This window comes from Amycolatopsis thailandensis (assembly GCF_002234405.1).
GTDB lineage: Bacteria > Actinomycetota > Actinomycetes > Mycobacteriales > Pseudonocardiaceae > Amycolatopsis > Amycolatopsis thailandensis.
Genome location: NZ_NMQT01000147.1, coordinates 13376 through 39577, shown reverse-complemented (window position 1 = coordinate 39577; position 26202 = coordinate 13376). Strand labels below are relative to the sequence as shown.

37 protein-coding genes are annotated in these 26202 nt (G+C 67.0%); 33 read left to right on the top strand and 4 right to left on the bottom strand.

Annotated elements, in window-relative coordinates:
* Window positions 1–215 precede the first annotated feature (215 nt).
* The 7 genes from CFP71_RS36595 to CFP71_RS36565 all read left to right on the top strand — a co-directional run bounded on the left by CFP71_RS36595 (window position 216) and on the right by CFP71_RS36565 (window position 7482).
* Complete coding sequence (locus CFP71_RS36595; RefSeq protein ID WP_244199969.1) at window positions 216–1340, top strand: serine hydrolase domain-containing protein; 1125 nt, start codon at window positions 216–218, stop codon at window positions 1338–1340.
* A gap of 732 nt (window positions 1341–2072) precedes the next feature.
* A complete protein-coding gene (locus tag CFP71_RS36590) occupies window positions 2073–3872 on the top strand; it encodes a hypothetical protein (RefSeq protein WP_093938488.1) in 1800 nt (599 codons plus the stop codon).
* A gap of 81 nt (window positions 3873–3953) precedes the next feature.
* Window positions 3954–5705, top strand: coding sequence for a hypothetical protein (locus CFP71_RS36585; RefSeq protein WP_093938487.1), 1752 nt, complete (start codon window positions 3954–3956; stop codon window positions 5703–5705).
* A gap of 45 nt (window positions 5706–5750) precedes the next feature.
* Window positions 5751–5984, top strand: a complete 234-nt coding sequence (locus tag CFP71_RS36580; protein WP_005166754.1) for a hypothetical protein — start codon at window positions 5751–5753, stop codon at window positions 5982–5984.
* Between the two features lie 26 nt (window positions 5985–6010).
* Complete coding sequence (locus tag CFP71_RS36575) at window positions 6011–6244, top strand: hypothetical protein (RefSeq protein ID WP_093938486.1); 234 nt, start codon at window positions 6011–6013, stop codon at window positions 6242–6244.
* A gap of 69 nt (window positions 6245–6313) precedes the next feature.
* On the top strand, window positions 6314–6805 hold the full coding sequence (locus CFP71_RS36570; protein WP_093938485.1) for a hypothetical protein: 492 nt from the start codon (window positions 6314–6316) through the stop codon (window positions 6803–6805).
* Window positions 6806–6981: 176 nt separating this feature from the next.
* Window positions 6982–7482, top strand: coding sequence for a GNAT family N-acetyltransferase (locus tag CFP71_RS36565; protein ID WP_093938484.1), 501 nt, complete (start codon window positions 6982–6984; stop codon window positions 7480–7482).
* A 4-nt stretch (window positions 7483–7486) separates the two neighbouring features.
* On the opposite strand, the gene CFP71_RS36560 is transcribed toward CFP71_RS36565, so the two are convergent.
* The 4 genes from CFP71_RS36560 to CFP71_RS36545 are packed head-to-tail and all read right to left on the bottom strand — an operon-like array spanning window position 7487 to window position 11017.
* Complete coding sequence (locus CFP71_RS36560) at window positions 7487–8917, bottom strand: hypothetical protein (protein WP_093938483.1); 1431 nt, start codon at window positions 8915–8917, stop codon at window positions 7487–7489.
* Between the two features lie 9 nt (window positions 8918–8926).
* Entirely contained in the window at window positions 8927–10090 is a 1164-nt protein-coding gene (locus CFP71_RS36555) for a hypothetical protein (protein ID WP_093938482.1), read from the bottom strand.
* A 13-nt stretch (window positions 10091–10103) separates the two neighbouring features.
* Window positions 10104–10442, bottom strand: a complete 339-nt coding sequence (locus CFP71_RS36550) for a hypothetical protein (RefSeq protein ID WP_093938481.1) — start codon at window positions 10440–10442, stop codon at window positions 10104–10106.
* The gene (locus CFP71_RS36545; protein ID WP_093938480.1) at window positions 10442–11017 is read right to left on the bottom strand and encodes a YbaB/EbfC family nucleoid-associated protein; all 576 of its coding nucleotides are present in this window, start codon (window positions 11015–11017) and stop codon (window positions 10442–10444) included. The genes CFP71_RS36550 and CFP71_RS36545 overlap by 1 nt, the downstream gene beginning before the upstream one ends.
* Before the next feature lie 180 nt (window positions 11018–11197).
* Here CFP71_RS36545 and CFP71_RS36540 point away from each other — a divergent pair, with 180 nt between their 5' ends.
* The 26 genes from CFP71_RS36540 (at window position 11198) to rplO (ending at window position 26103) form a co-directional block, all read left to right on the top strand.
* The gene (locus tag CFP71_RS36540; RefSeq protein WP_093938479.1) at window positions 11198–11344 is read left to right on the top strand and encodes a hypothetical protein; all 147 of its coding nucleotides are present in this window, start codon (window positions 11198–11200) and stop codon (window positions 11342–11344) included.
* 368 nt (window positions 11345–11712) lie between these two features.
* Window positions 11713–12087 carry a 30S ribosomal protein S12 gene (rpsL, locus tag CFP71_RS36535; RefSeq protein WP_003102113.1) on the top strand — a complete coding sequence of 125 codons (375 nt, stop codon included), beginning with the start codon at window positions 11713–11715 and terminating at the stop codon, window positions 12085–12087.
* Window positions 12087–12557: a 30S ribosomal protein S7 gene (gene rpsG, locus CFP71_RS36530; protein WP_005166770.1), complete on the top strand. Its 471-nt coding sequence runs from the start codon at window positions 12087–12089 to the stop codon at window positions 12555–12557. The genes rpsL and rpsG overlap by 1 nt, the downstream gene beginning before the upstream one ends.
* 75 nt (window positions 12558–12632) lie before the next feature.
* On the top strand, window positions 12633–14732 hold the full coding sequence (gene fusA / locus CFP71_RS36525) for an elongation factor G (protein WP_093938478.1): 2100 nt from the start codon (window positions 12633–12635) through the stop codon (window positions 14730–14732).
* Between the two features lie 123 nt (window positions 14733–14855).
* On the top strand, window positions 14856–16049 hold the full coding sequence (gene tuf / locus CFP71_RS36520; protein WP_093938477.1) for an elongation factor Tu: 1194 nt from the start codon (window positions 14856–14858) through the stop codon (window positions 16047–16049).
* Window positions 16050–16459: 410 nt separating this feature from the next.
* A complete protein-coding gene (rpsJ, locus tag CFP71_RS36515; protein ID WP_003102098.1) occupies window positions 16460–16765 on the top strand; it encodes a 30S ribosomal protein S10 in 306 nt (101 codons plus the stop codon).
* Window positions 16766–16799: 34 nt separating this feature from the next.
* The gene (rplC, locus tag CFP71_RS36510) at window positions 16800–17450 is read left to right on the top strand and encodes a 50S ribosomal protein L3 (RefSeq protein ID WP_020633317.1); all 651 of its coding nucleotides are present in this window, start codon (window positions 16800–16802) and stop codon (window positions 17448–17450) included.
* Window positions 17451–17452: 2 nt separating this feature from the next.
* A complete protein-coding gene (gene rplD / locus CFP71_RS36505) occupies window positions 17453–18139 on the top strand; it encodes a 50S ribosomal protein L4 (protein ID WP_005166776.1) in 687 nt (228 codons plus the stop codon).
* Window positions 18136–18447 carry a 50S ribosomal protein L23 gene (gene rplW / locus CFP71_RS36500; RefSeq protein ID WP_005166778.1) on the top strand — a complete coding sequence of 104 codons (312 nt, stop codon included), beginning with the start codon at window positions 18136–18138 and terminating at the stop codon, window positions 18445–18447. Before rplD ends, rplW begins: the two co-directional genes overlap by 4 nt.
* A gap of 16 nt (window positions 18448–18463) precedes the next feature.
* Entirely contained in the window at window positions 18464–19297 is an 834-nt protein-coding gene (gene rplB, locus CFP71_RS36495; protein ID WP_005166779.1) for a 50S ribosomal protein L2, read from the top strand.
* Window positions 19298–19315: 18 nt separating this feature from the next.
* Window positions 19316–19597 carry a 30S ribosomal protein S19 gene (gene rpsS / locus CFP71_RS36490; protein WP_026468892.1) on the top strand — a complete coding sequence of 94 codons (282 nt, stop codon included), beginning with the start codon at window positions 19316–19318 and terminating at the stop codon, window positions 19595–19597.
* 28 nt (window positions 19598–19625) lie between these two features.
* Window positions 19626–20042 carry a 50S ribosomal protein L22 gene (rplV, locus tag CFP71_RS36485; RefSeq protein WP_005166780.1) on the top strand — a complete coding sequence of 139 codons (417 nt, stop codon included), beginning with the start codon at window positions 19626–19628 and terminating at the stop codon, window positions 20040–20042.
* Complete coding sequence (gene rpsC / locus CFP71_RS36480) at window positions 20042–20893, top strand: 30S ribosomal protein S3 (RefSeq protein ID WP_005166781.1); 852 nt, start codon at window positions 20042–20044, stop codon at window positions 20891–20893. Before rplV ends, rpsC begins: the two co-directional genes overlap by 1 nt.
* Before the next feature lie 3 nt (window positions 20894–20896).
* A complete protein-coding gene (gene rplP, locus CFP71_RS36475) occupies window positions 20897–21316 on the top strand; it encodes a 50S ribosomal protein L16 (protein WP_004558864.1) in 420 nt (139 codons plus the stop codon).
* Window positions 21316–21564 carry a 50S ribosomal protein L29 gene (gene rpmC / locus CFP71_RS36470; RefSeq protein WP_005166783.1) on the top strand — a complete coding sequence of 83 codons (249 nt, stop codon included), beginning with the start codon at window positions 21316–21318 and terminating at the stop codon, window positions 21562–21564. Before rplP ends, rpmC begins: the two co-directional genes overlap by 1 nt.
* Window positions 21561–21839 (top strand): 30S ribosomal protein S17, encoded by a 279-nt coding sequence (rpsQ, locus tag CFP71_RS36465; RefSeq protein WP_005166784.1) that lies wholly within the window; start codon window positions 21561–21563, stop codon window positions 21837–21839. Before rpmC ends, rpsQ begins: the two co-directional genes overlap by 4 nt.
* A gap of 79 nt (window positions 21840–21918) precedes the next feature.
* A complete protein-coding gene (gene rplN, locus CFP71_RS36460) occupies window positions 21919–22287 on the top strand; it encodes a 50S ribosomal protein L14 (RefSeq protein WP_005166785.1) in 369 nt (122 codons plus the stop codon).
* Between the two features lie 3 nt (window positions 22288–22290).
* On the top strand, window positions 22291–22605 hold the full coding sequence (gene rplX / locus CFP71_RS36455) for a 50S ribosomal protein L24 (RefSeq protein ID WP_005166786.1): 315 nt from the start codon (window positions 22291–22293) through the stop codon (window positions 22603–22605).
* 2 nt (window positions 22606–22607) lie between these two features.
* Window positions 22608–23171: a 50S ribosomal protein L5 gene (rplE, locus tag CFP71_RS36450; RefSeq protein ID WP_093938476.1), complete on the top strand. Its 564-nt coding sequence runs from the start codon at window positions 22608–22610 to the stop codon at window positions 23169–23171.
* Window positions 23172–23175: 4 nt separating this feature from the next.
* Window positions 23176–23361: a type Z 30S ribosomal protein S14 gene (locus tag CFP71_RS36445; protein WP_005166789.1), complete on the top strand. Its 186-nt coding sequence runs from the start codon at window positions 23176–23178 to the stop codon at window positions 23359–23361.
* An 80-nt stretch (window positions 23362–23441) separates the two neighbouring features.
* Window positions 23442–23840: a 30S ribosomal protein S8 gene (gene rpsH, locus CFP71_RS36440; RefSeq protein WP_005166791.1), complete on the top strand. Its 399-nt coding sequence runs from the start codon at window positions 23442–23444 to the stop codon at window positions 23838–23840.
* A 16-nt stretch (window positions 23841–23856) separates the two neighbouring features.
* Window positions 23857–24396, top strand: coding sequence for a 50S ribosomal protein L6 (gene rplF / locus CFP71_RS36435; protein ID WP_093938475.1), 540 nt, complete (start codon window positions 23857–23859; stop codon window positions 24394–24396).
* A 2-nt stretch (window positions 24397–24398) separates the two neighbouring features.
* A complete protein-coding gene (rplR, locus tag CFP71_RS36430; RefSeq protein WP_076163415.1) occupies window positions 24399–24797 on the top strand; it encodes a 50S ribosomal protein L18 in 399 nt (132 codons plus the stop codon).
* Window positions 24798–24828: 31 nt separating this feature from the next.
* Window positions 24829–25473, top strand: coding sequence for a 30S ribosomal protein S5 (rpsE, locus tag CFP71_RS36425; protein ID WP_005166795.1), 645 nt, complete (start codon window positions 24829–24831; stop codon window positions 25471–25473).
* A gap of 1 nt (window position 25474) precedes the next feature.
* The gene (gene rpmD, locus CFP71_RS36420) at window positions 25475–25660 is read left to right on the top strand and encodes a 50S ribosomal protein L30 (protein WP_005166796.1); all 186 of its coding nucleotides are present in this window, start codon (window positions 25475–25477) and stop codon (window positions 25658–25660) included.
* Window positions 25657–26103: a 50S ribosomal protein L15 gene (rplO, locus tag CFP71_RS36415; protein ID WP_005166797.1), complete on the top strand. Its 447-nt coding sequence runs from the start codon at window positions 25657–25659 to the stop codon at window positions 26101–26103. Before rpmD ends, rplO begins: the two co-directional genes overlap by 4 nt.
* The last annotated feature ends 99 nt before the right edge of the window (window positions 26104–26202 follow it).

Here is a 26202-nt window from a genome sequence, read left to right as displayed (position 1 = left end):
GACCTGCGTTTAGCCCGCTAATCGCGATCCGGCGCCGACCTGCGTTTAGCCCGCTAATCGCGATCTGGCGCGGACCTGCGTTTAGCGGGCTAAACGCGATCTGGGGCCGGCGGCGGGGGAGGCCGACGATCGGTGCGGTATCCGCCTGGATGCGCGACGGATGGCGGGCGATCCCGAGGTCGGCGGTCGAAAAGATGGTCGATATGGAATCACTGGTGACAGAAGAGAACTCGGCCATGAAGAGCCTGCGGTCCGCCTTGGACGGTGTCCACGGGGCGGGGGTGCCGGGTGTGTTCGCCGAGGTGCGCGCGGGTGAGCTGGTCTGGCGCGGGGCCGCCGGGGTCGCCGACCTCGAAACCGGTCGCCCCGTCGAGATCGGTATGCGGCAGCGCGTCGGCAGCATCACCAAGACCTTCGTCTCGGCCGCGGTTCTGCGGCAGGTCGAGGCGGGGCGGCTCGATCTCGACGCGCCGATCGGCGACCACCTGCCGCGGCTTGTCCCCGGTGAACGGGGCCGGGCGATCACGATCCGCATGTTGCTCAACCACACCAGCGGCCTCGCCGAGTACCTGCCTTACGCGTTCCCGTCGCTCAAGGAGCTCGCTCCCGGGAGCCTCGACGACAACCGGTTCCGGCGGTCCCGCCCCACCGAGCTGATCGCGATGGGCGTCGACGCGCCCGCCACCGGGGAGCCGGGAAGCACTCCCGGGATCTACTCCAACACGAACTACCTGCTCTTGGGCGAGCTCCTGGAACACCTGACCGGCACACCAGCGGAAGAGCACATCTCCCGTACCATCATCGAGCCCGCGGGCCTCGCGAACACCGGTTTTCCCGCCGGCCCGCCAATCGTCGGAGCGCACTCGCGGATGTACGAAGCGCTGTTCGGCGCGATCGATCCGCCGCGCGACTACAGCGTCTACAACATGTCCTGGGTGATGACCGGCGCCGGCCTGGTCTCGACCGTCGAGGACCTGAACCGCTTCTACCGCAAGCTGCTCGACGGGGAGATCATCAGCCCGTCGGCGCTGGCGGAGATGCAGCGTCTGGTCCCGGTCATCGCGCAGGACGGGCGGCTGATCGACTACGGGCTCGGTCTGTACAAGACCGAAATCCCGGGTCACGGCGTCTTCTGGGGGCACGACGGGACGGTTTGGGGCGCCCTGACGATGGCCTGGGCCAGTGCCGACAGCGGACGGCAGTTCTCCGCCGCGATGAACCTCGTGCGCTGGCGCAAGCCGGACGCCGAAGGAACCTCCCACCCCATCGACGACGCCCTGGCGACCCTCAAGCGCCAGGCCCTCTGCGACCCCGCCTCCGACCTGCGTTTAGCCCCCTAATCGCGATCCGGCGCCGACTTGCGTTTAGCCCGCTAATCGCGATCTGGGGCGGGGAAGCGCAGGTCGGCGCGGGGAGGCGCAGGGTGAGGACCAGCGCGACGAGCGCAGGTGGAAGCCGTCTCCGACGGCTCCCCACGACCCAGGTCGGCACCAGAGTTCCCGGGATTGAGTAACGAACTCGTAACGCTGCCGTGAGCGCGGGGAGCAGGTTACTGGTCCGTTGTGACGTGCGGTAGTGCCGCCAGGTGGCCTAATTCCCAGTACTCGGAAAATCGCCACCCGTTCGGCCTAATGGCGCATCCGCATCGTGGGAAATTCACCCTGTCGTGTCATGTCCCATTCTTTGATCACGAGATTGACACTCCGACGGCTTCGCACGAGTATTTCGCCCATGCAATCCCCAGTCGCCTTGGTGTGGCGCCGGCACGTTGACTTGCGGCAGCAAGCAAGCGCGCTGTGTATGGATTCCTGACCTATTCCGGGCTGGTCGCGTTCCGCTGAATCCGCGTATTCGAATCGGATGCGCCGATTCTCCGTGCGCTGACACTTTCCGCTGTGCCGCAACGGTTTCCTGTGCGAACCGGCGGCTGATGGCTTTCCCTTTAATTCGTGCCGGTGACACCTGTGCGAATCGGGGAGAGGTGTGCCGATTGTCTGGCGCTTCGGTAGCGAAAACAGGGAGAAAGAATGCTATCCAACTCGCCCAAGTGGCGAAAAGTGGCGATAGGCGCCATGGCGGTGGCGCTCGCCGTGGGCACGGTGACCTATACCGGTTCCGCGACGAGTGCCTACGCCGACGTCCAGGTCGTCAAGGACGCGAAGAAGGCGGCCGACGGCAAGGAGTACTGGGTCCAGAACCACCTGGTGTCCAAGGACGTCGCGGCGTCCCGGAGCGCCGACGGCAAGCGCAAGAAGTGGCTGCTGGTCTGGGCCGGTGACGAGAACATCGCCGACACCCTGGTCAAGGACGTCAAGAACCTGCCGGGTTCGCTCGGCGGGGGCCTGAACAAGATCAAGAACGCGTTGCCCGGTCCGGACTTCCTCGCCGTGATCGACGCGACGCAGGGTTCGCCGACCTACGGCAAGGTCGTCAACACCGCCACCGTCGGGCCGCTCGTCGAGAACGAGCCGCACCACATGCAGTACGTCTGGCACAAGGGCGACACGATCTACGCCGGCGCGCTGTTCGCCGCCGCGACGTACGCCTTCGACGTTTCCGCGTTGCCGCAACTGAAACTCAAGGGCGTCAGCCTGCCGACCCAGACCCTCGGCGGTTCCGTGCCGGACGCGTACTGGGTCCTCAAGGACGGCACCGCGTACGGCACGTACATGGGCGGCCCGGTCGTGCCCGGCCCGCACACCTACGCCAACGGTTCCACCGTGGTGGGCAACGGTTTCGCCGGCAGTCCCGGCGAAGTCGTCCGCTTCGACCAGAACGCACAGGTGCTCTCCGAGTCCCCGGCGGCCACACCGCAGGGCGACAACAAGAAGCTGTGCGACAACCTCCCGCAACTGGACAAGCCGACCTGTGCCAACCCGCACGGCATCCAGGCGCGCGAGGACCTCAACACCCTGGTCACCAGCGACTACGCCGAGCCTCGCAACATCATTCTCGACCCGGTGAAGCAGCCGTCGCCGTATCTGCGGCGGCCGACCGTCCGCACGTGGGACATCTCCGACCGCAACAAGCCGAAGCTCAAGGCGGTCTCGTACCTGCCGGACGGCCCGCGCGCCGATCCCGCGGACCCGCTGCACGCCGAAAGCCGCGCGGTCATGGAGACCACGGTGACCAACCTGCCGGGCCACAAGGGCGCGTTCGCCCAGACCATGCAGGGCGGCGCGGTGTTCTACACGCCGGACATCACCGCCAAGGAGCCGCACTGGATCCAGGTGTTCGACGACGGCGCCGCGAACAAGGCGATCCACCCGAACAACGACTCCAACGGTGGCGGCTCGAACGGCGGCTGGATCCAGACCAGCCCCGACGACAAGTACCTCTACCGCGCGATCACCGGCCGGTCCAAGGGCGCGCTCGGCCCGGACGACCCCGGCACCACCGGTGGCGTGTACGTCCTCGACATCCAGAAGCTGCTTGCCGCGGGTGACAAGGTCGAGAACATCGACGGCCGGATCGACACGAAGGAAAAGTCCCAGCAGGGCGGTGGCGGCGACCTGCCGACCGTCGTCGGCGCGGCACCGATCAACCCGGGCACCCCGGGTGGTGGCCCGCACTGGGGCGCGTACGACAACTTCGTGCTCGATGGCGACGGCTACTACCGCGAGACCGACAAGCCGCAGCACCTCGCGGTGTCGAACTACTTCGTCGCACGGTCCGGTTTGGACGGTGACCACAAGGTCAACCTGCTGAACCTCGGTGAGGACGGGAAGATCGCGGTCGACCAGAACTTCCGGGACGAGTTCACCGGACAGGTCGGGATCAACTTCAACCGGAAGACCTGGCCGCACGGGTCCTTCGGCAACGCCAAGCCGCACTCCGAACTGTTCGTCGTGGCTGACGCGGATCTCAAGTAACCCTGCTCGGCGCGGAAGGTCGTGGGTGGCGGGCACACTCCGCCACCCACGACCCCGCCGATCTACCCGGAGAAGGTCCCCATGGATCACCACGTCATACCGGCGAGCTCGGGTTCGGCCGGAGTCGGCATCGCCCTGGTCCTGCTTCGGCTAGGCCTCCTTCTGGCGACCGCTTTCCTGGCCGGCACGGGAATCCTTCGTCCGCTGGTGGGCGAGCTGCCCCGGCGTCTGCGACTCACCATCGCCGTCCTCGGCGGGGTTTCCGCCGCGCTCGCCGCGGTTTCCGCCTTCGCGACCGACGTCAACGTCATCGCGCTGATCGTGCATCTCGTGCTCGCGCTGGCCATTCCCGTCCTGATCCGGTGGCCGTCGGCCGGTCGCTGGGCGTCCCTCGCGCTCGCCGCTCTCGTCGTGCTCGAAACCTCACTCGGGCGGACGGGCGTCGAGTTCGCCATCGACACCGTCTACGTCGCGGCCGCGGCTTTGTGGTTCGGCGTCACCGTTCTTTCCGTCTGGGTGCCCGCGGAGCGATGGCGCCAGACGAACTTCCGGCTCGGCCCGCTTTCCCTGACCCTGGGCGGACTTCTGGTCGTCGCGGGCGCGGTTCAGCTGCTCTCTTCCGGCCTGGGATTCGACCGCAGGATCTACGGCTCACTCTTCGGCGTGACGTTGCTGGTGATCGCCGCGCTGCCTGTCATCGCCACCGTTGTCGCCGGATTCTTCTTCGCGGGCAAGGATTCCACGCGTGCTTATCGGCTCGGCGCGGCCGCGGTGACCGTCGGTTTCGTTGCCTGGAGCGCCCTCGCCGCCATCCCCAAGCCGCCCGAACCGCCGATTCCCGGCGTCGCGCTGCTCTCCGAGGCCTCCATCGGTGACCAGCGGTTCCCGGTACTGGTGAGCCCGCAGCGGCCCGGCAAGAACCTCGTCCACTTCCCCGCGAGCGCGGGCGACGAACTTTCCGCCGGAATCGAAGGCGGCCTGATCGGCAAGGCCATCGTGCGACCCGGTGCCGAGGGCACCTGGGCCGAGGTCGACCTGCCGAACGGCCGGAGCGATCTGATCATCAGCCGCGGCGAGGAGAAGACGTCGATCGAGGTCGACGCGGGTGACGGGCAAGGCCACGCCATCGCGGACACGGACGCGCCCGAGTGCGCTTCGGCCGCGCTGGGCGGCCTGATCGCCGACCGCCGCGAAGTCCTCACTTCCTGCCCCGCGGACGCGCTTTCGGGTGAGGACAGCGGTTCCCTCGTCAAACTCGTCGAGTTCCTCGCCACACGCAAGCCTTCCGCGCTCACGCTCGTCGAGGACGACTCGCCGCGCGGTGTCGCCGCCGCGAAGCTGGTCCGGGAGACCGCGGCACGGTCCGGCCTTCCGGTGCAGGCCGAGGCTGGCCCGAACACCGCTCTGGTCGTCGTGTCCGGCTGGGCGGGCGGCTACACGGCGATGACCCGCGCGGCCGAGTCCCAGCGGCTCAAACCGACCCACCAGTACGGCCTGTACCTGGCGCCCTGGCTGCTCAACGGGCCGATCGTCAACTCCGTCGCCAGCTCCTCGGTGCCGCTGAGGTTCGACCCGCGCGAGCAGGCCGCGGTGAGTTTCGCCGTCGCCGCCGGTAACGCCTTCGGTGGCGAAAGCCCCACGCTCGGCGGTTTCCGGAACTGGCTGGGCGCCCCGCTGAACGGAGATGTCCAGATCTTCGCGGCGGCCCAGGTCAACGCGATGCCGATGTACCCCGGCGAACCGCACGCCGTCGGGATGATCGCCGACCGGAACTACGCGGGCCAATGGATCCCCGACGGCACGATCGTGCCGGTCAGCTCGGTACTGCGGTGAAGGATTCCGCTCGATTCCAGCAGCGGTGAAGAAAAGGGAGAAGAGATGAAGCGAATCGCGGCCCGTGTGCTGCTGCCGCTCGCCGTCGCGGGCGCGCTGTCCGGACTCGCCGGCGGCGTCGCCTCGGCCGACCCGCTGCCGGGTCTGCCCACCGGTGGCGGCAACCCCGCGGTCTGGTTGATCCCGGGTGTCGACCTCGGCAGTCTGCTCGGCCCGACCGTTCCCGTGCCCACCGACCTGCTCGCCCCGATCTACGGGATCATCACGCCGATTTCGTAAAACCGTTACCAGCAAAGGAGAATCTCATGAAGAAGACCTTCGTCCGCGCGGTCACCGGCGCGGCGCTCGCCGGTCTCGTCGTGCTCGGCTCGGCCGCCCCGGCGCTCGCGGCGCAGGAAGCCTCGAACGACGTCGTGGTCGTCGACGAACCCGACACGAGCGACCTCAACAACATCTGGACGTTCGCGCCGCTCGGTGTGCCGGTGCTCGGTCTCGTCCAGTCGCTCAACGGCGTCCCCGGCAAGCTGCTGCCGTCCTGATCCCCGTGGCGGCGCGGCACCGGCTTGATCCCGGGGCCGCGCCGCCGGCACCGCCAGAGAGGAGAATTGATGGCCGACAGACAACTGATCGGGCGTATCGCCATCGCGGGGATCGTGGTGGCCGCGCTCGCGACCTGTGTGGTGGTGCTCAACGGCGGTGAGGAACCGCAAGCGGAGGGTGTGGCCGTCGTCGGCGAGCCGACCGAGGCCGCGCCGTCGCGGGAGCCGGATCGCACGATCACGCGGACGCTGAGCCAGGCGCAGCCGCGGCCGGTGTCGAACGACTGGCAGATCGCCTACGAGCTCGTCGGGACGGGGACCGCGACCGTCGTCTACGACTCGAACGGGCTGGGGCTCGTGCACCAGGAACTTCAGGTGACGCTGCCGTGGCGCAAGGAGCTCACGTGGAAGAACACCGGCACCCCGCCGACCGTCCAGGTGATGGGGCAGGGCGAGGGCGCCGTCGAATGCCGGGTGGCCGTGGGCGGTGCCGTCGTCACGTCCGAGAAGTCCGTCCCGGGCGAGGTCGCGACCTGCGCCGGTCGCCTGGCCCCCTCCTGACCCACCCCGCCGACCTGCGTTTAGCCCGCTAATCGCGATCTGGGCGCCTGGCGACCGGCGTCGACTTTCGCGGGCTAAACGCGATCCGGTGCGGCGGGAGGCCGACTTGCGTTTAGCCCCCTAATCGCGATCCGGTGGTCGGGAAAACAGGTGGCACGGGTGGGCAGAATGGGGCCATGACCTGGAGCTTCGAAGTCACCCCCGTCGATCACCCGGACGCCGCCCAGCTGCTGCGCGAGTACCTGGATGAAATCGCGTCTCGCTTCTACGGGCGCCAGATCACCGACGAGGAGCTCGACGCCGCCCTCGAGGAGCACCACAGCAAGGACCTGACCCCGCCGACCGGCGCCTTCCTCCTCGCCTGGCGCGACGGGGTGCTCGCCGGGTGTGCCGGCCTGAGGGTCGCCGCCCCCGACATCACCGAACTCACCCACGTCTTCCTCCGCAAGGCCGAGCGCGGCAAGGGCGGCGCGGCGCTGCTCGTGGCCGCCGCCGAGGACGTCGCCCGCGGCCTCGGGGCCACGTTGATCCGCCTCGACACCCGTGACGACCTCGTCGAGGCCAGGGCCCTGTACGCGCGCCTCGGCTACGAAACGGTCGAGCCCTTCAACGACGAGCCCTTCGCGCACCACTACTTCGCGAAGTCCCTGGCCCCGGCCCTGCCGGATCGCGTTTAGCCCGCTAAACGCGACGCGGGCGCGGGCGGTAGGTGGCCTTGGCCAGGAGGGCACCGGCCAGGACGGGGGTCAAGCCGATCAGCAGCAGGATGACGCCCGTGTCCTTGCCCTCGATCAGCGGATGCCACCACAGCGGCGTCACGGAGACGTCGACGACGTCGCCCCGCTCCGGGAAGTTCCCGAACGACATCCACCGCAGGTCCTTGACCTCGTGCGTCTCGCCGTCGAGTTCGTACGTGCCGTCCACCAGGTTGCCGTTGCCGCAACTGGTGCAGTTCGACGTGCCCGCCTCCGCCCGCAGGGTCGCGGTCACGGTGAGCCGCGCCTCGGGGGCGAGCCCGGTCAACGCGGTCAGCGAGTTCACCGCGAGCGCCAGCCCGGGCAGCACCAGCGCGAGCGCGACGACGGTCCGCGCCACCAGAGACAGCGAAGACAGCGGCTGACGGCCTGTCGCTTCCCGGCGCGCGTTGAGCGGGACGCGGAGCCCGGCGAGCGGCCCCCGCCGTCCACCGAGCCATCCGGCGTCGCTGGTGTCCGAAGCCTTCGAGGCGGAACGGAAGTCCGCGTCCTCCCAGTCCACTGTGGACGCCAGGACGGCCAGACGCCGGGAATCGGCGAACATCATCTCTTCGGTCAGCGTCCCGGCTTCGCAGGTCCAGAGTGATCCACCGTGGAAAGCCACCTCGCGGACCCGGAACCACGGGTCGCTTGTCAGCAGTTCACGGACGCCGGGGGAGAGCAGAGCCGCGGCGAACTCCGGATCCGACGTCGTCACGGCGAACCGGCGGTCGAACTCCGTGCCGGTCTCGAACCGTTGAAGCAACGCGTCCGGCTTCGGCGCCCCGACGGTGTTCCGCGTGATCCGCGAGTCCTCCAGCGGCGTGAACCGCTCCGGTTCGAAAGCACCGACGACCGGGGTGATGACGACCGACGGCACGACAGGCGTCCGCAGCTGGATCAGGGCGTACGTCCCACCGATCAGGTCAGCCGTCCTGGCCAGGTCCGGGAAGTCCGTCGAGCCGTTGAGCCGGTACTCGACCCCGAGCAGCCGATGCCCGTTGTGCCCGAACTCGACCGCCGTGTCGACGGAGTCGGGCGACGCCCCCGTGACAGCGATCCCCCGCACGGGAAGCGCACCGAACGAAGGCTCACCGGACCCGCCGAGCCTGCCGGTCCACGTCTTCTGCCGATACCCCCGCCACGCCGCCAGAGCCGCGATGACCAGCGGGAACGCGAACCACAGCCAGCCGGGAACCGAAGACCCCGCCGAGAGCCAGTACAGCGACGTCTCGGAGACGAGGATCCCGCAGAGGGCATAACTGACGGCGGCCGCTGTCGGCCGCCGTCCGTCGAACCGCCCGCCGAGCAGCAGCAGTGCCAGGGCCAGGGTGTAACCACCGGCGATGAGCCACGGCCCGGCCAGCTGATCGTCCATCGGGCGACCCTACTGGTCCATGTCGAGGTTCTCGCGGGTCTCCTTCTCGCTGTGGTGCCCGCCGGTGTCGCCGTACTCCTGCCCGGTGATGGTGGTCCGCGAGTTGTCGATGGTCTTGTTCACGAAGTCGAAACCGGCCTTGCCCTGGTACGCCGATCCCTTGGACAGGTCGGCGGGATTGACCCCGACCACCTGCTTGATCGCCTGGTTCGGCACGCTCTTGAAGACGTCCTTCGCAGCGTCGCCGAACGTGCCCAGCTGCGTCCCGGAGCCCTTCGCGAACGCGCCGACGATCGACTTCTCCTGCCCGGGCGTCATCCCGATCTTGCCGGCCTTCGTCAGCTTCGAACCCTGTTTCACCAGGTCATCGGTCCACTTGAGCATGAAGCCCATGAACTTGTCGAGCAGCTTGCCGAGCTTGCCGAGGTGCTTGGTGATCTTGCTCATCGCGCTCGCCGCCTTGGCGATCGTCGCGGTCATCGCGCCCGCCACCGACGAGCCGAGGCTCACGACGGACGCGGCCAGCGCGGGCAGCCAGATGTAGATAGCCCAGGTGACCAGCTCGGAAATGATCGATTTGACGACCTCTTCGATGACGGTCATCACCATCGACCACATCTGCAGCGTCTCGGCCACCGTCCCGGCGCTGTTGCCGATGCCCTTGATGCCGACGGCGAAGTCGCCGAGCGCGTTCCGGGCGGCGTCGCCCGCGTCGCCCACCCAGTCTTTCAGCGACTCGTCGCCGGTCTTGACGAAGTCGTCGGCCAGCGTGACGAAGCCCTTCGCGATGTTGCCGAAGTTGCCAGCCGCGGTCTTGAGCGCCGGACCGTCACCCGTGACGAAATGCAGCGCGTCCTGCAGCGGCTGGATCAGCTCGATCAGGATGTTCAGGCCGTTGCTGACCAGCCAGCCGACCGGGTCGAGCACGAAGCTCGCCAGATCCGCGCCCGCGCCCGCGATGAAACCGGCGCCGTCCTGCACCAGCTGCCCACCGGCGGCCACCAGGTCGCCGGGGCCCTGCGCGGCGCTGAACTTGTCGTAGGCGTTGGCGACCGTGGTGACGCCCTTGCCCGCGATCGGCACCTTCTTCGCCGCGTCGAGCGCGTTCTTGCCGAAGCTGTCGTCACCCGTGATCTTGACGCCGCCGGCGATACTCGCCTTCTCGTCGGTCATGCCGTCCCCCAGCTCACTTCGGTCCGTCGATCTTGGCTTCGTACTTCCCCAGGGTGATCGTCGCGTCGTTTTCGAAGCCGTTGTAGATCGACGCCGCCTGGGTCATCTTCCCGGAGAAGGAGTCCACCCCGGTCTTCATCAGTTCGAGCAGTTCGCGCAGGTCGGCGAGCTTGCCGGTGTAGGTCTGCTTCACCGCGAGCCCGATCAGGCCCCACGACTTGTCCGTCACGTCGGCCTGGTCGACGAGGCCGCCGAACTTGCCCGCCTCGTCCTTGTAATAGCCGAGCTTGTTCGCGTAGTCGGTCAAGGCCTGCGTCTTGACCGAGTGCCCGCCGGCGCCTGGTCCGGTCATCAGTGGTCCTCCTCGTCGAACAGGTTCTTGAGGAACTGGTCACCGGCCGAATCCCTGCCCGCCGCCGGACGCTGGGGAGTCGGTTCGTCCGACCGCCGGAGCACCGTGTCCTCGCTGAAGTCGTCCTCGTTGCGAGGGCGGCGAGTGGTGCCCTGTGGTGGCTCCTCCGACATCTGAGACCGCAGTTCTTCCTTCGTGGTTCCCATCGCTTCCGCTTGGGCTTCGAGCACCTGTTCTTCGACGTTCGTGTGGAAGGTCCCGCCGAACTGCGCGTCGACGATCCCCGCCTGCTTCCGCGCCGCGTCGGCCACCGCGGTGTGCAATGTGGACAGAATGGCGGCGGCGAGCTGTTGTGGTTGCTGCCGAAGGGCTTCCGGGGACAGGCGGATGTCCTTCACGGAGCCTCCGGGGCCCGCGACGACGGTGACGAACCGGTCCGGCGACGACGCCACCGACTCCAGTTCCGCCAGTTCCCCCTGCATTTCGCCGACCTTCGCGAACTGCGTCTCGGCCTGTTTGATCTTGGACTGGAATTTCTCGAATTCCGCGACGAGTTGTTCGAACTCGGCCGACATGGAGCCTCCCCGTGCTTGCGGTGCGTCGTCCGGCCATCACTGTGACCGGTGTCATCGTGACCCATTCACCTGTTTGACGCGATGGTGTGCTTTCCGGATCCATCCGGCTCACCCGACGGGGGAATAGGTAGCGTGGTCGGCCGAGCAGGGCGGTAACAGTACGAACGAGGGGAGGGCGTCGTGGACGCCGAGCAGCAGGAAAGCACCGAAGAACCCCGGCGGGGGAGTCACGCGGCGCCGGAGGGGGCGCCCGTTCACCCGTTGATCGACCTCAACCGGGATCCGCACCCGGGCCGGGCGGACCACGCCAAGCCCGACGAGGACTGAACGGCGGGAGCCCGGCGTCTCCGGTGAAGGCCGGAGGTGGAATGAACCGGCCCGAAACGCCGTTCCATCAGGGTGGCCGCGGCGTGACGCCCGGCACGATATAGTTATCGACCCCCCGACTTGGTCGGCCGGGAAGTGGCCGGGTATCTTTGGAGACCGTGCCCGGCAGGCGTCGGGCCGTCCCGTGTGCCGTGCGGCATGAACGGGGTGCTCAGGCATCCGGTTCCAAGGCTTCGCCCACACGGGATCCGACGGAAAATCCCTACGGGAAGTTACCGGTCGCAAGACCGTGACGCGGGCCGACACGCCCGACCGCGGGGGCCGGAGACAACACGTAGTAGCAAGATCGCGAACAGAAAGCTGGTCCATTGCCCACGATCCAGCAGCTGGTCCGTAAGGGCCGCCAGGACAAGGCTGCCAAGCAGAAGACCGCGGCCCTCAAGGGGAGCCCGCAGCGGCGTGGCGTGTGCACTCGCGTGTACACCACAACCCCCAAGAAGCCGAACTCGGCGCTTCGCAAGGTCGCTCGTGTGAAGCTGACCAGCGGCATCGAGGTCACCGCCTACATTCCCGGTGAAGGCCACAACCTGCAGGAGCACTCGATGGTGCTCGTGCGCGGTGGTCGTGTGAAGGACCTGCCGGGTGTCCGTTACAAGATCATCCGCGGTTCGCTCGACACCCAGGGTGTCAAGAACCGTAAGCAGGCGCGCAGCCGGTACGGCGCGAAGAAGGAGAAGAGCTAATGCCCCGCAAGGGTCCGGCCCCGAAGCGGCCGCTGATCTCTGACCCCGTCTACGCATCCCCGCTGGTCACCCAGCTGGTGAACAAGGTGCTGAAGGACGGCAAGCGGTCCCTGGCCGAGCGCATCGTTTACGGCGCCCTCGAAGGCGCTCGCGAGAAGACCGGCACCGACCCGGTCGTCACGCTGAAGCGCGCCCTCGACAACGTGAAGCCCACCATCGAGGTGAAGAGCCGCCGCGTCGGTGGTGCCACCTACCAGGTGCCGATCGAGGTCAAGCCGGGACGCTCCACCACCCTCGCGCTGCGCTGGCTCGTCTCCTTCTCCGCGGCCCGCCGCGAGAAGACCATGATCGAGCGTCTGCAGAACGAACTCCTCGACGCGAGCAACGGCCTCGGCGCCAGCGTGAAGCGGCGCGAGGACACGCACAAGATGGCCGAGTCCAACAAGGCCTTCGCGCACTACCGCTGGTAATCAGTCCGGTGGCGCCGCCCGTCCTTCGGGTCAAAGCCTTGCCGGGCCCCAATTTTGAGACAGGGGAACACTCTCGTGGCACGTGAAGTGCTGACCGACCTGAACCAGGTCCGCAACATCGGCATCATGGCCCACATCGACGCCGGTAAGACCACCACCACCGAGCGGATCCTGTTCTACACCGGGGTCAACTACAAGATCGGTGAAGTCCACGATGGCGCCGCCACCATGGACTGGATGGAGGAGGAGCAGAAGCGGGGTATCACCATCACCTCGGCTGCCACCACCACGTTCTGGGCCGACCACCAGATCAACATCATCGACACGCCGGGCCACGTCGACTTCACCGTCGAGGTGGAGCGTTCGCTGCGCGTGCTCGATGGTGCCGTCGCCGTCTTCGACGGCAAGGAAGGTGTCGAGCCGCAGTCCGAGCAGGTCTGGCGTCAGGCGGACAAGTACGAGGTTCCTCGTATCTGCTTCGTCAACAAGATGGACAAGCTCGGCGCGGACTTCTACTTCACCGTCCGCACCATCGAGGAGCGCCTCGGCGCCCGTCCGCTGGTCATCCAGCTGCCGATCGGCGCCGAGAACGAGTTCGAAGGCGTTGTCGACCTGGTCCGCATGAAGGCGCTGACCTGGCGCGGCGAGGTCCAGAAGGGCGAGGACTACGCCGTCGAGGAGATCCCGGCCGAGCTCGCCGACAAGGCGGCCGAGTACCGGGAGAAGCTGGTCGAGGCCATCGCCGAGACCGACGACTCCTTGATGGAGAAGTTCCTTGAGGGCGAAGAGCTGACGGAGGCCGAGATCAAGGCCGGTATCCGCAAGCTCACCGTCGCCCGCGAGGCGTACCCGGTGCTCACCGGTTCCGCGTTCAAGAACAAGGGCGTCCAGCCCATGCTCGACGCGGTCATCGACTACCTTCCGTCGCCGCTGGACGTCCCGGCCGTCGAGGGCACGCTGCCCGACGGTGAGACCCCGGTCTCCCGGAAGCCGTCCGTCGATGAGCCGTTCTCCGCTCTGGCGTTCAAGATCGCCGCGCACCCGTTCTTCGGCAAGCTGACCTACATCCGGGTGTACTCGGGCAAGGTCGCCTCCGGCGCGCAGCTGATCAACGCCACCAAGGAGCGCAAGGAGCGCATCGGGAAGCTCTTCCAGATGCACTCCAACAAGGAGAACCCGGTCGACGAGGCCCAGGCCGGCCACATCTACGCGGTCATCGGCCTGAAGGACACCACCACCGGTGACACCCTCGCCGACCCGCAGAGCCCGGTCGTCCTCGAGTCGATGACGTTCCCGGCGCCGGTCATCCGCGTCGCGATCGAGCCGAAGACCAAGGCCGACCAGGAGAAGCTGTCCCTGGCGATCCAGAAGCTGGCCGAAGAGGACCCGACGTTCCAGGTCAACCTGGACGAGGACACCGGCCAGACGATCATCGCGGGCATGGGCGAGCTGCACCTCGAGGTGCTGGTCAACCGCATGAAGTCCGACTACAAGGTCGAGGCGAACATCGGTAAGCCGCAGGTCGCCTACCGCGAGACGGTGCGCAAGACGGTCGAGAAGCTCGACTACGTGCACAAGAAGCAGACCGGTGGTTCCGGTCAGTTCGCGAAGGTCATCGTCAAGCTCGAGCCGCTCGAGTCCACCGACGGTGCCCTCTACGAGTTCGACAACAAGGTCACCGGTGGCCGCGTGCCGCGGGAGTACATCCCGTCGGTCGACGCGGGCGCGCAGGACGCCATGCAGTACGGCGTGCTGGCCGGCTACCCGCTCGTCGGGTTGAAGTTCACCTTGTTGGACGGCGCGTACCACGAGGTCGACTCTTCGGAAATGGCCTTCAAGATCGCCGGTTCCATGGCGATGAAGGAAGCCGCGAAGAAGGCCGGTCCGGTCATCCTCGAGCCGCTGATGGCCGTCGAGGTCACCACGCCCGAGGACTACATGGGCGATGTGATCGGCGACCTCAACTCCCGCCGTGGCCAGATCCAGGCCATGGAGGAGCGCGCCGGTACCCGTGTCGTCAAGGCACTGGTCCCGCTGTCGGAGATGTTCGGCTACGTCGGCGACCTGCGTTCGCGTACGCAGGGACGTGCCAACTACTCCATGGTGTTCGACTCCTACGCCGAGGTTCCCGCGAACGTCGCGAAGGAAATCATCGCGAAGGCGACGGGGGAGTAGTTCCCGTCCGCTCGCGGGCATAAGGAACACTCCTGAACGTCCGCGGTATCCGTAAGAAACGAATCTCCGTCCGACAGCCACGTTGGCCGGTGAGTAAGCAAAACAGTCCAGGAGGACATTCCAGTGGCGAAGGCGAAATTCGAGCGGACCAAGCCGCACGTCAACATCGGGACCATCGGTCACGTCGACCACGGTAAGACCACTCTGACCGCGGCGATCACCAAGGTTCTGCACGACAAGTACCCCGAGCTGAACACCGCTTCGGCGTTCGACCAGATCGACAACGCGCCGGAAGAGAAGCAGCGCGGCATCACGATCAACATCTCGCACGTCGAGTACCAGACCGAGAAGCGTCACTACGCCCACGTGGACGCCCCCGGTCACGCGGACTACATCAAGAACATGATCACCGGTGCGGCGCAGATGGACGGCGCGATCCTCGTGGTCGCGGCGACCGACGGCCCGATGCCGCAGACCCGTGAGCACGTGCTGCTCGCGAAGCAGGTCGGCGTGCCCTACATCGTGGTCGCGCTGAACAAGGCCGACATGGTCGACGACGAGGAGATCCTGGAGCTCGTCGAGCTCGAGGTCCGCGAGCTGCTGTCCTCCCAGGACTTCCCGGGTGACGACGCTCCGGTCATCAAGGTCTCCGGCCTGAAGGCCCTCGAGGGCGACGCCAAGTGGGGCGAGAGCGTTCTCGAGCTCATGGCGGCCGTCGACGAGAACGTGCCGGACCCGGTGCGCGAGCTCGACAAGCCGTTCCTGATGCCGATCGAAGACGTCTTCACGATCACCGGCCGTGGCACGGTCGTGACCGGCCGTATCGAGCGTGGCCGCGTCAACGTGAACGAAGAGGTCGAGATCGTCGGCATCAAGGAGAAGTCGACCAAGACCACCGTCACCGGTGTCGAGATGTTCCGCAAGCTGCTCGACCAGGGTGAGGCCGGCGACAACGTCGGTCTGCTGGTCCGCGGCATCAAGCGCGAGGACGTCGAGCGCGGCCAGGTCGTCGTGAAGCCGGGCACCACCACCCCGCACACGGAGTTCGAGGGCTCGGTCTACATCCTGTCGAAGGACGAGGGTGGCCGTCACACCCCGTTCTTCAACAACTACCGCCCGCAGTTCTACTTCCGTACCACGGACGTGACCGGCGTCGTCACCCTCAAGGAGGGTGTCGAGATGGTCATGCCGGGCGACAACACGGACATCAGCGTCGTGCTGATCCAGCCGGTCGCCATGGACGAGGGCCTGCGTTTCGCCATCCGTGAGGGTGGACGGACCGTCGGCGCCGGCCAGGTCACCAAGATCAACAAGTGATTTAGACGCCCCGCCCGGGGTCAATACACCCCCGGGTTAGGGGCGTCAAATCACGTGTGCGACACTATTCAGGTTGCTCGTCCTGGGGCGGCCGAACCCGTACTTCTTCGGAAATCGGGTTCCGGCCGCCCTGGTATGAGTGGCCACGGTCCGCGGAGCACTTCCTTCGGGTGAGGCTAGCGGGCAAGGGCGTTTGAGACGGCGATCCAAGCTTCACAGCCGGCTCGATGCCTCCTCACGTTGAGGAAGACCAGGCAAGACGAAGATCCCGCGGGATCCGTCTGTGCGTCGGGCACGACACGCCCGACCGCGTGGACCGGGGACAGGGCCGTTGAACTGGGAAAACCTCAGCCAGGCTGAGGTTTGAAAAGACAAAAGCGGCACGAGACGACAAGGAACGAGCAGCCACCATGGCGGGACAGAAGATCCGCATCCGGCTCAAGGCCTACGACCACGAGGCGATCGACACCTCGGCACGCAAGATCGTCGAGACGGTCACGCGTACCGGCGCCCGTGTTGTCGGGCCGGTGCCGCTGCCCACCGAGAAGAACGTTTACTGCGTCATCCGCTCGCCGCACAAGTACAAGGACTCGCGCGAGCACTTCGAGATGCGCACGCACAAGCGTCTGATCGACATCCTCGACCCGACGCCGAAGACGGTCGACGCGCTCATGCGCATCGACCTGCCGGCGAGCGTCGACGTCAACATCCAGTAGCAGCGGCTGGCGAGCGGCGGAGAGTAAGAGACTCATGTCTGACAGGCAAGTGAAGGGCATCCTGGGCACCAAGCTCGGCATGACCCAGGTCTTCGACGAGAACAACCGGGTCGTCCCGGTGACCGTCGTGCAGGCCGGGCCGAACGTGGTCACCCAGGTTCGGACCCAGGAGAACGACGGCTACAAGGCCGTGCAGCTGGCTTTCGGCGCGGTCGACCCGCGCCGGGTGAACAAGCCGCGCACCGGCCACTTCGACAAGGCGAGCGTGACCCCGCGTCGTTTCCTTGCGGAGCTGCGTACCACCGACGCCGAGACCTACGAGGTCGGCCAGGAGATCACCGCCGAGGTGTTCGAGGCCGGCATCGAGGTCGACGTGACCGGTACCAGCAAGGGCAAGGGCTACGCCGGTGTCATGAAGCGTCACGGCTTCAAGGGCCAGGGCGCGAGCCACGGTGCCCAGGCCGTGCACCGCAAGCCCGGCTCGATCGGTGGCTGTGCCACCCCGGGCCGCGTCTTCAAGGGCCTGCGCATGGCGGGCCGGATGGGCAACGACCGGGTCACCACGCAGAACCTGACCGTGCACGCGGTGCGTGCCGAGGACGGCCTGCTGCTGATCAAGGGCGCCGTGCCCGGTCCCAAGGGCGGCCTGCTGTTCGTTCGCAGCGCCGCGAAGGGTGGTAACTGAACATGACCAGCGTCGAGCTGAAGACCCCGGCCGGTAAAGCCGACGGCACGGTCGAGCTCCCCTCGGAGATCTTCGACGTGCAGGCCAACGTGCCCCTCATGCACCAGGTCGTGGTGGGCCAGCTGGCCGCCGCGCGCCAGGGCACGCATGACACCAAGACCCGCGGTGAAGTCCGCGGTGGTGGCAAGAAGCCGTACCGCCAGAAGGGCACCGGCCGCGCCCGCCAGGGTTCGACCCGTGCGCCGCAGTTCACCGGTGGTGGCGTCGTCCACGGCCCCACGCCGCGTGACTACACCCAGCGGACCCCGAAGAAGATGAAGGCCGCCGCTCTGCGTGGCGCCCTCTCCGACCGGGCCCGTGCCGGACAGCTGCACGTCGTCACCGAACTGGTGACCGGCGAGAAGCCGTCCACCAAGTCCGCCAAGGCCGCCATCGCCGCGCTGACCCAGGCCAAGCGCGTTCTCGTGGTCCTGCACCGCGACGACGAGCTCAGCTGGAACTCGCTGCGGAACCTGGCCGAGGTCCACATCATCACGCCCGACCAGCTCAACACCTACGACGTGTTGGTCAACGACGACGTGGTGTTCACCAAGGCCGCTTACGACGTGTTCGTCGCCGGCCCCGTCCGGGGCAAGGGCGCGAAGGCCAGCGCGCGGTCGAGCGAGGTTGAAGGGAGTGACGAGCAGTGAGTGCGATCGCCATCCCCGATCCCCGCGACATCTTGCTCGCGCCGGTGATCTCCGAGAAGTCCTACGGGCTGCTCGAGGACCACAAGTACACGTTCATCGTCCGCCCGGACGCCAACAAGACCCAGATCAAGATCGCGGTCGAGAAGGTGTTCGGCGTCAAGGTGGTCAGCGTCAACACGGCCAACCGCCAGGGCAAGCGTAAGCGGACTCGCGCCGGCTTCGGCAAGCGCAAGGACACCAAGCGCGCCATCGTGACTCTTTCGGCTGAGAGCAAGCCGATCGAGATCTTCGGCGGACCCACCGCGTAAAGGACTGAGCTGACACATGGGCATCCGCAAGTACAAGCCGACGACCCCGGGTCGTCGCGGTTCCAGCGTCTCCGACTTCGCCGAGATCACTCGGTCCACCCCGGAGAAGTCGCTGCTGCGTCCGCTGAGCAAGTCCGGCGGCCGTAACTCCAGCGGCAAGATCACCACCCGGCACAAGGGCGGTGGCCACAAGCGCGCGTACCGGCTGATCGACTTCCGCCGGAACGACAAGGACGGCGTTCCCGCCAAGGTCGCGCACATCGAGTACGACCCCAACCGGTCCGCTCGGATCGCGCTGCTGCACTACGCCGACGGCGAGAAGCGCTACATCATCGCCCCGGAGAAGCTCAAGCAGGGTGACACGGTCGAGAACGGCCCCCGCGCCGACATCAAGCCGGGTAACAACCTGCCGCTGCGCAACATCCCGGTCGGCACCGTGATCCACGCGATCGAGCTCCGCCCCGGTGGCGGCGCGAAGATGGCGCGGTCCGCCGGTGCCAAGGTGCAGCTGGTGGCGAAGGACGGGCCTTACGCCCAGCTTCGTCTCCCGTCGGGCGAGATCCGCAACGTCGACGTGCGCAACCGCGCCACCATCGGCGAGGTCGGCAACTCCGAGCACTCGAACATCAACTGGGGCAAGGCGGGCCGTAACCGCTGGCGCGGCAAGCGCCCCACTGTCCGTGGTGTCGTCATGAACCCGGTCGACCACCCGCACGGTGGTGGTGAGGGTAAGACCTCCGGTGGTCGCCACCCGGTGAACCCGAACGGCAAGCCCGAAGGCCGCACCCGCCGCCGCAAGGCTTCCGACGCCATGATCGTCCGCCGCCGGCGTACCGGCAAGAAGCGCTGAGCAGGGAGGTAGAAGAACATGCCACGTAGCCTCAAAAAGGGCCCCTTCGTGGACGACCACCTGCTCAAGAAGGTGGACGTTCTCAACGAGTCGGGCAAGAAGACCGTCATCAAGACGTGGTCGCGTCGTTCCACGATCATCCCGGATTTCCTGGGTCACACGATCGCGGTGCACGACGGCCGCAAGCACGTCCCGGTGTTCGTCACCGAGGCGATGGTGGGTCACAAGTTGGGCGAATTCGCCCCGACTCGGACCTTCAAGGGCCACATCAAGGACGACCGCAAGTCGCGCCGCCGCTGAGCGGGCACGAGAGAACAAGGAACTAGCGATGAACGCCCAGAACGACGTGGCCGAGGCTTTGCCGACGGCTTACGCGCGGGCTCGCTTCGTCCGGGACTCGCCTACCAAGGTGCGCCGGGTGATCGAGCTGATCAAGGGACGTAGCGCCGCCGACGCCTTGGCCGTGCTCCAGTTCGCCCCGCAGGCGGCAAGCGAGCCGGTCGCGAAGGTGCTCGCCAGCGCCGTGGCCAACGCCGAAAACAACCTCGATCTCGACCCGGACACCCTCTGGGTCAAGAACGCCTACGCCGACGAGGGCCCGACCCTCAAGCGCATCCGTCCGCGGGCCCAGGGCCGCGCGTACCGGATCCGCAAGCGGACCAGCCACATCACCGTCGAGGTGGAGTCGCGTCCCAAGGCCGAGGCCAAGAAGGCACAGGGCAAGAAGAAGGCAGGTGGCCGGTAGTGGGCCAGAAGATCAACCCGCACGGCTTCCGCCTGGGTATCACCACGGACTGGAAGTCGCGTTGGTACGCCGACAAGCAGTACGCGGAGTACGTGGCCGAGGACGTCAAGATCCGGAAGCTGCTGTCCACGGGCATGGAGCGCGCCGGGATCTCCAAGGTCGAGATCGAGCGCACCCGTGACCGGGTCCGCGTCGACATCCACACCGCCCGGCCGGGCATCGTCATCGGCCGTCGCGGCGCGGAAGCCGACCGCATCCGCGGCGCGCTGGAGAAGCTGACCGCCAAGCAGGTCCAGCTGAACATCCTCGAGGTCAAGAACCCCGAGGCCGACGCCCAGCTCGTCGCCCAGGGTGTCGCGGAGCAGCTGAGCAACCGTGTGGCGTTCCGCCGCGCGATGCGCAAGGCGATCCAGACCTCCATGCGTTCGCCGCAGGTCAAGGGCATCCGCGTGCAGTGCGGCGGTCGTCTCGGCGGTGCCGAGATGTCCCGCTCCGAGCACTACCGCGATGGCCGCGTCCCGCTGCACACGCTGCGCGCCGACATCGACTACGGCTTCTTCGAGGCCAAGACGACGTTCGGTCGCATCGGCGTGAAGGTGTGGATCTACAAGGGCGAGCTCGTGGGTGGCCTCAAGGCCAAGGAGGCGCGTGACGCCGCCGCGGCCGCCGAGCGCGCCCCGCGCCGTGACCGTGGTGACCGTCCGTCCCGACCGCGCCGTTCCGGCTCGTCGGGCACGACGCCGACCTCGACCGAAGCCGGTCGGGCCGCTGCCGCCGCCAAGAGCGACGACACCGCCCCCGCGGCCACCGAGGCCCCGGCTGCTGAGACTGCAGAAAAGACGGAGGGCTGACACGTGCTCATCCCGCGCAGGGTCAAGCACCGGAAGCAGCACTCCCCGAAGCGCCACGGTGCCGCCAAGGGCGGTACGAAGGTGAGCTTCGGCGAGTACGGCATCCAGGCGCTTGAGCACAGCTACGTGACCAACAGGCAGATCGAGTCCGCTCGTATCGCCATGACGCGTCACATCAAGCGTGGCGGCAAGGTGTGGACGACGATCTACCCGGACCGCCCGCTGACCAAGAAGCCGGCGGAAACCCGCATGGGTTCCGGTAAGGGTTCGCCCGAGTGGTGGATCGCCAACGTGAAGCCGGGCCGCGTGATGTTCGAGATCTCGTTCCCGAACGAGGAGACCGCCCGTGAGGCGCTCCGTCGCGCGATCCACAAGCTGCCCATGAAGTGCCGCATCGTGACCCGTGAAGGTGGTGAGTTCTGATGGCGAAGGCAGGTGCCGCTCTGGCATCGGAGCTTCGTGAGCTCACCGCGGAAGAGCTCGTCCTGCGTCTGAAGGAATACAAGGAGGAGCTTTTCAACCTCCGCTTCCAGATGGCGACCGGACAGCTCGACAACAACCGCCGTCTGCGTACCGTCCGCACGGACATCGCGCGGATCTACACGGTCATGCGCGAGCGTGAACTCGGCCTGTCCGTTTCCCCTGACGCCGAGAGTGAAGGTGCCGCATGAGCGAGCAGCCCACCGAGGCGGCCGGCCGCAACGACCGTAAGGTCCGTGAGGGCTATGTCGTCTCGGACAAGATGAACAAGACGATCGTGGTCGAGCTCGAAGACCGCAAGAAGCACCGTCGTTACGCCAAGGTTCTCCGCAGCACCAGCAAGGTCAAGGTGCACGACGAGAACAACGAGGCGGGCGTGGGCGACCGGGTCACCCTGATGGAGACCCGCCCGCTGTCGGCGACCAAGCGCTGGCGTCTGGTGCAGATCGTGGAGAAGGCCAAGTAAGTAGGGCTCTTTTTGAGTCCCTTAGTTCCGCAAGGCTCGCAGGACACCGCGAGAACCAGCGCGACATACAGGAGTAGACGTGATCCAGCAGGAGTCGCGGCTTCGGGTTGCCGACAACACGGGCGCGAAGGAGATCCTTTGCATCCGCGTTCTCGGTGGCTCGGGGCGGCGCTACGCGGGCATCGGCGACATCATCGTCGCCACCGTGAAGGACGCCATGCCGGCTGCCGGCGTGAAGAAGGGTGACGTCGTCAAGGCGGTCATCGTTCGCACGCGCAAGGAGCGCCGTCGTCCGGACGGTTCTTACATCCGCTTCGACGAGAACGCTGCTGTGCTCATCAAGAACGACAATGAGCCCCGCGGCACCCGCATCTTCGGGCCGGTCGGTCGCGAACTGCGCGACCGGAAGTTCATGAAGATCATCTCGCTCGCGCCGGAGGTGTTGTAGAGCATGAAGGTGAAGAAGGGCGACACGGTCGTCGTCATCGCCGGCAAGGACAAGGGTGCCAAGGGCAAGGTCATCCAGGCCTACCCCGAGCGCGAGCGCGTGCTGGTCGAGGGCGTGAACCGGATCAAGAAGCACACGCGGATCTCCCAGACCCAGCGCGGCGCGCAGTCCGGCGGCATCGTCACGCAGGAAGCGCCCATCCACGTTTCGAACGTGATGGTCGTCGACTCGGACGGCAAGCCGACCCGGGTGGGCTACCGCATCGGCGAGGACGGCAAGAAGGTCCGGGTCTCGCGCCGGAACGGTAAGGACATCTGATCATGACCACCGCAGAGAACATCGCCCCGCGCCTCAAGGTGCGGTACCGCGAGGAGATCAAGGGACAGCTCCAGCAGGAGTTCTCCTTCGAGAACGTCCACCAGATCCCGGGCGTCGTCAAGGTCGTCGTGAACATGGGTGTCGGTGACGCCGCCCGTGACAGCAAGCTGATCGAAGGCGCCATCCGCGACCTGGCCGCGATCACCGGGCAGAAGCCCGAGGTTCGCAAGGCTCGCAAGTCCATCGCGCAGTTCAAGCTGCGTGAGGGCCAGCCGATCGGCGCGCGCGTCACGCTGCGCGGCGACCGGATGTGGGAGTTCCTCGACCGGCTGCTGACCATCGCGCTGCCGCGTATCCGTGACTTCCGCGGGCTTTCGCCGAAGCAGTTCGACGGCAACGGCAACTACACGTTCGGTCTCAACGAGCAGTCCATGTTCCACGAGATCGACCCGGACGCCATCGACCGCCCGCGCGGTATGGACGTCACTGTCGTCACCACCGCCAACACCGACGACGAGGGCCGCGCGCTGCTTCGCAAGCTCGGCTTCCCGTTCAAGGAGAACTGAGTCGATGGCCAAGAAAGCACTGGTCCACAAGGCCGCGAAGACGCCGAAGTTCAAGGTTCGCGGTTACACGCGCTGCCAGCGGTGCGGTCGCCCGCACTCGGTGTTCCGCAAGTTCGGGCTCTGCCGGATCTGCCTTCGCGAGATGGCACACGCGGGCGAGCTGCCCGGCGTCCGCAAGTCCAGCTGGTAAGAGTCTTTTTTAACTCCCACTTCGCCACAGGCCCTGCAGAGATTGCAGGGAACCAGGGCGAGAAAGGTTGACAGGTCACCATGACGATGACCGACCCCATCGCAGACTTCTTGACCCGTCTGCGTAACGCGAACTCGGCTTACCACGACGAGGTCGTGCTTCCCCACTCGAAGATCAAGGCGAACATCGCCGAGATCCTCAAGCGCGAGGGCTACATCTCGGGCTACCGCGACGAGCCGGGCGAGAAGCACAAGAACCTCATCGTGGAGCTGAAGTACGGCCCCAACCGTGAGCGCAGCATCGCCGGCCTTCGCCGCGTGTCCAAGCCCGGTCTGCGGGTCTACGCAAAATCGACCGAACTGCCGTCGGTTCTCGGTGGCCTCGGCGTCGCGATCATCTCGACGTCGTCCGGCCTCCAGACCGATCGTCAGGCCAAGCGCAACAGCGTGGGCGGCGAAGTCCTCGCCTACGTCTGGTAAGGAAGGGGGCACAGACATGTCACGCATTGGAAAGCTGCCGGTCGCCGTCCCCTCCGGGGTCGAGGTGACCATCGACGGTCAGCAGATCAAGGTCAAGGGGCCCAAGGGCACCCTTGAGCACACCATCGCCGAGCCGATCACCGTCGAGAAGGCCGAAGACGGCACTCTCGCGGTGAAGCGTCCCGACGAGGAGCGCAACAGCCGTGCCCTGCACGGTCTCACCCGGACGCTGGTCAACAACCTCGTCGTCGGTGTGACCGAGGGCTACGAGAAGAAGCTCGAGATCCACGGTGTCGGTTACCGCGTGCAGGCCAAGGGTTCGGACCTCGAGTTCGCCCTCGGCTACAGCCACCCGGTGAAGATCGAGGCCCCGGAAGGCATCACCTTCAAGGTCGAGACCCCCACCCGGTTCTCGGTCTCGGGTATCGACAAGCAGAAGGTCGGCCAGATCGCCGCGGTCATCCGCAAGCTGCGCCGCCCGGACCCGTACAAGGGCAAGGGCCTGCGCTACGAGGGTGAGAAGATCCGCCGCAAGGTCGGAAAGACGGGTAAGTGATCATGAGCGACACGACTACGAAGCGCAAGCCGGTCGGCAAGGACATCTCGACCCGCCGCCGCGTCGCGAAGGCCCGTCGGCACTTCCGCCTTCGCAAGAAGATCAACGGCACGGACCAGCGTCCGCGCCTGGTCGTCAAGCGTTCGTCGCGGCACATCGCCGTGCAGCTGATCGACGACCTCGCCGGCAAGACCCTGGCGTCGGCGTCCACCCTCGAGGCGGACGTTCGCGCGCTGGACGGCGACAAGAAGGCCAAGGCCGCCAAGGTCGGGGAGCTCGTCGCCGCCCGTGCCAAGAACGCCGGTGTCTCGACCGTGGTGTTCGACCGTGGCGGCAACGCCTACCACGGCCGCATCGCCGCGCTCGCCGACGCCGCGCGTGAGGCGGGGTTGGAGTTCTGATGCAGATGCTCGTGAATGGAAGGAAAGCCTGATGCCGGGACGTACACGGCAATTCGGCGGCGGCCAGGGCGGACCCGGCGGGCAGGGCGGCAACGACCGCAATGACCGTCGCGACCGCCGGGACCGGCGCGACAGCGGCCGTGGCGGGGCCGGCCAGGAAAAGACCCCGCACCTCGAGAAGGTCGTGACGATCAACCGCGTCGCCAAGGTCGTCAAGGGTGGTCGTCGCTTCAGCTTCACCGCCCTGGTGGTCGTCGGTGACGGCGACGGTCAGGTCGGCGTCGGCTACGGCAAGGCCAAGGAAGTTCCCGCGGCCATCGCCAAGGGCGTCGAGGAAGCGAAGAAGAACTTCTTCCGCGTTCCCCGCGTCGGTGGCACCATTCCCCACCCGATCCAGGGTGAGGAAGCCGCCGGTGTCGTGCTGCTCCGTCCGGCCTCGGCCGGTACCGGTGTCATCGCCGGTGGCCCGGTGCGCGCGGTGCTGGAGTGCGCGGGCGTCCACGACGTGCTGTCGAAGTCGCTCGGCTCCGACAACGCGATCAACATCGTGCACGCGACCGTGGCGGCCCTGAAGGGTCTGCAGCGTCCCGAAGAGGTCGCGGCCCGCCGCGGTCTCCCGCTCGAGGACGTCGCGCCGGCTCGGATGCTGCGTCAGCGCGCGGGCCAGGGGGTCTGACATGACTCAGCTCAAGGTGACCCAGGTCAAGAGCAAGATCGGCACGAAGCACGCTCACCGCGAGTCGCTGCGCACCCTCGGGCTGCGCAAGATCCGCCAGAGCGTCGTGCGTGAAGACACCCCCCAGGTTCGCGGCCTCATCCACACGGTCCGCCACCTGGTGGAGGTCGAGGAGGTCAAGGCATGACTGCCATCAAGATCCACCACCTTCGTCCGGCTCCGGGCGCGAAGCGCGACAAGATCCGCGTCGGCCGTGGTGAGGGCTCGAAGGGCAAGACCGCCGGTCGCGGTACCAAGGGCACCAAGGCCCGGAAGAACGTGCCCGCCGGTTTCGAGGGTGGGCAGATGCCCATCCACATGCGGCTCCCGAAGCTTCGCGGCTTCAAGAACCGCTTCCGCACCGAGTACCAGCCCGTGAACCTGGGCGACATCGCCCGCGTGTTCCCGGACGGTGGCAAGGTCGGCAACGAGGAGCTCGTCGCGAAGGGCCTTGTTCGCAAGAACAAGCTCGTGAAGGTGCTCGGCAACGGTGACCTGAACGGCGTCAAGCTGGACGTCACCGCCGACGCTTTCTCCGGCTCCGCCAAGGAGAAGCTCTCCGCCGCCGGTGGCTCCGCCACCACGCTCTGAGCTCTCCCGCTTCACCCGGCTCCCTCCGCTTCGCTGCGGGAGCCTCAGCTTCACCGAAAGGCCCGCCCGGCTCCGCCCGGCGGGCCTTTCGCTTGCTCC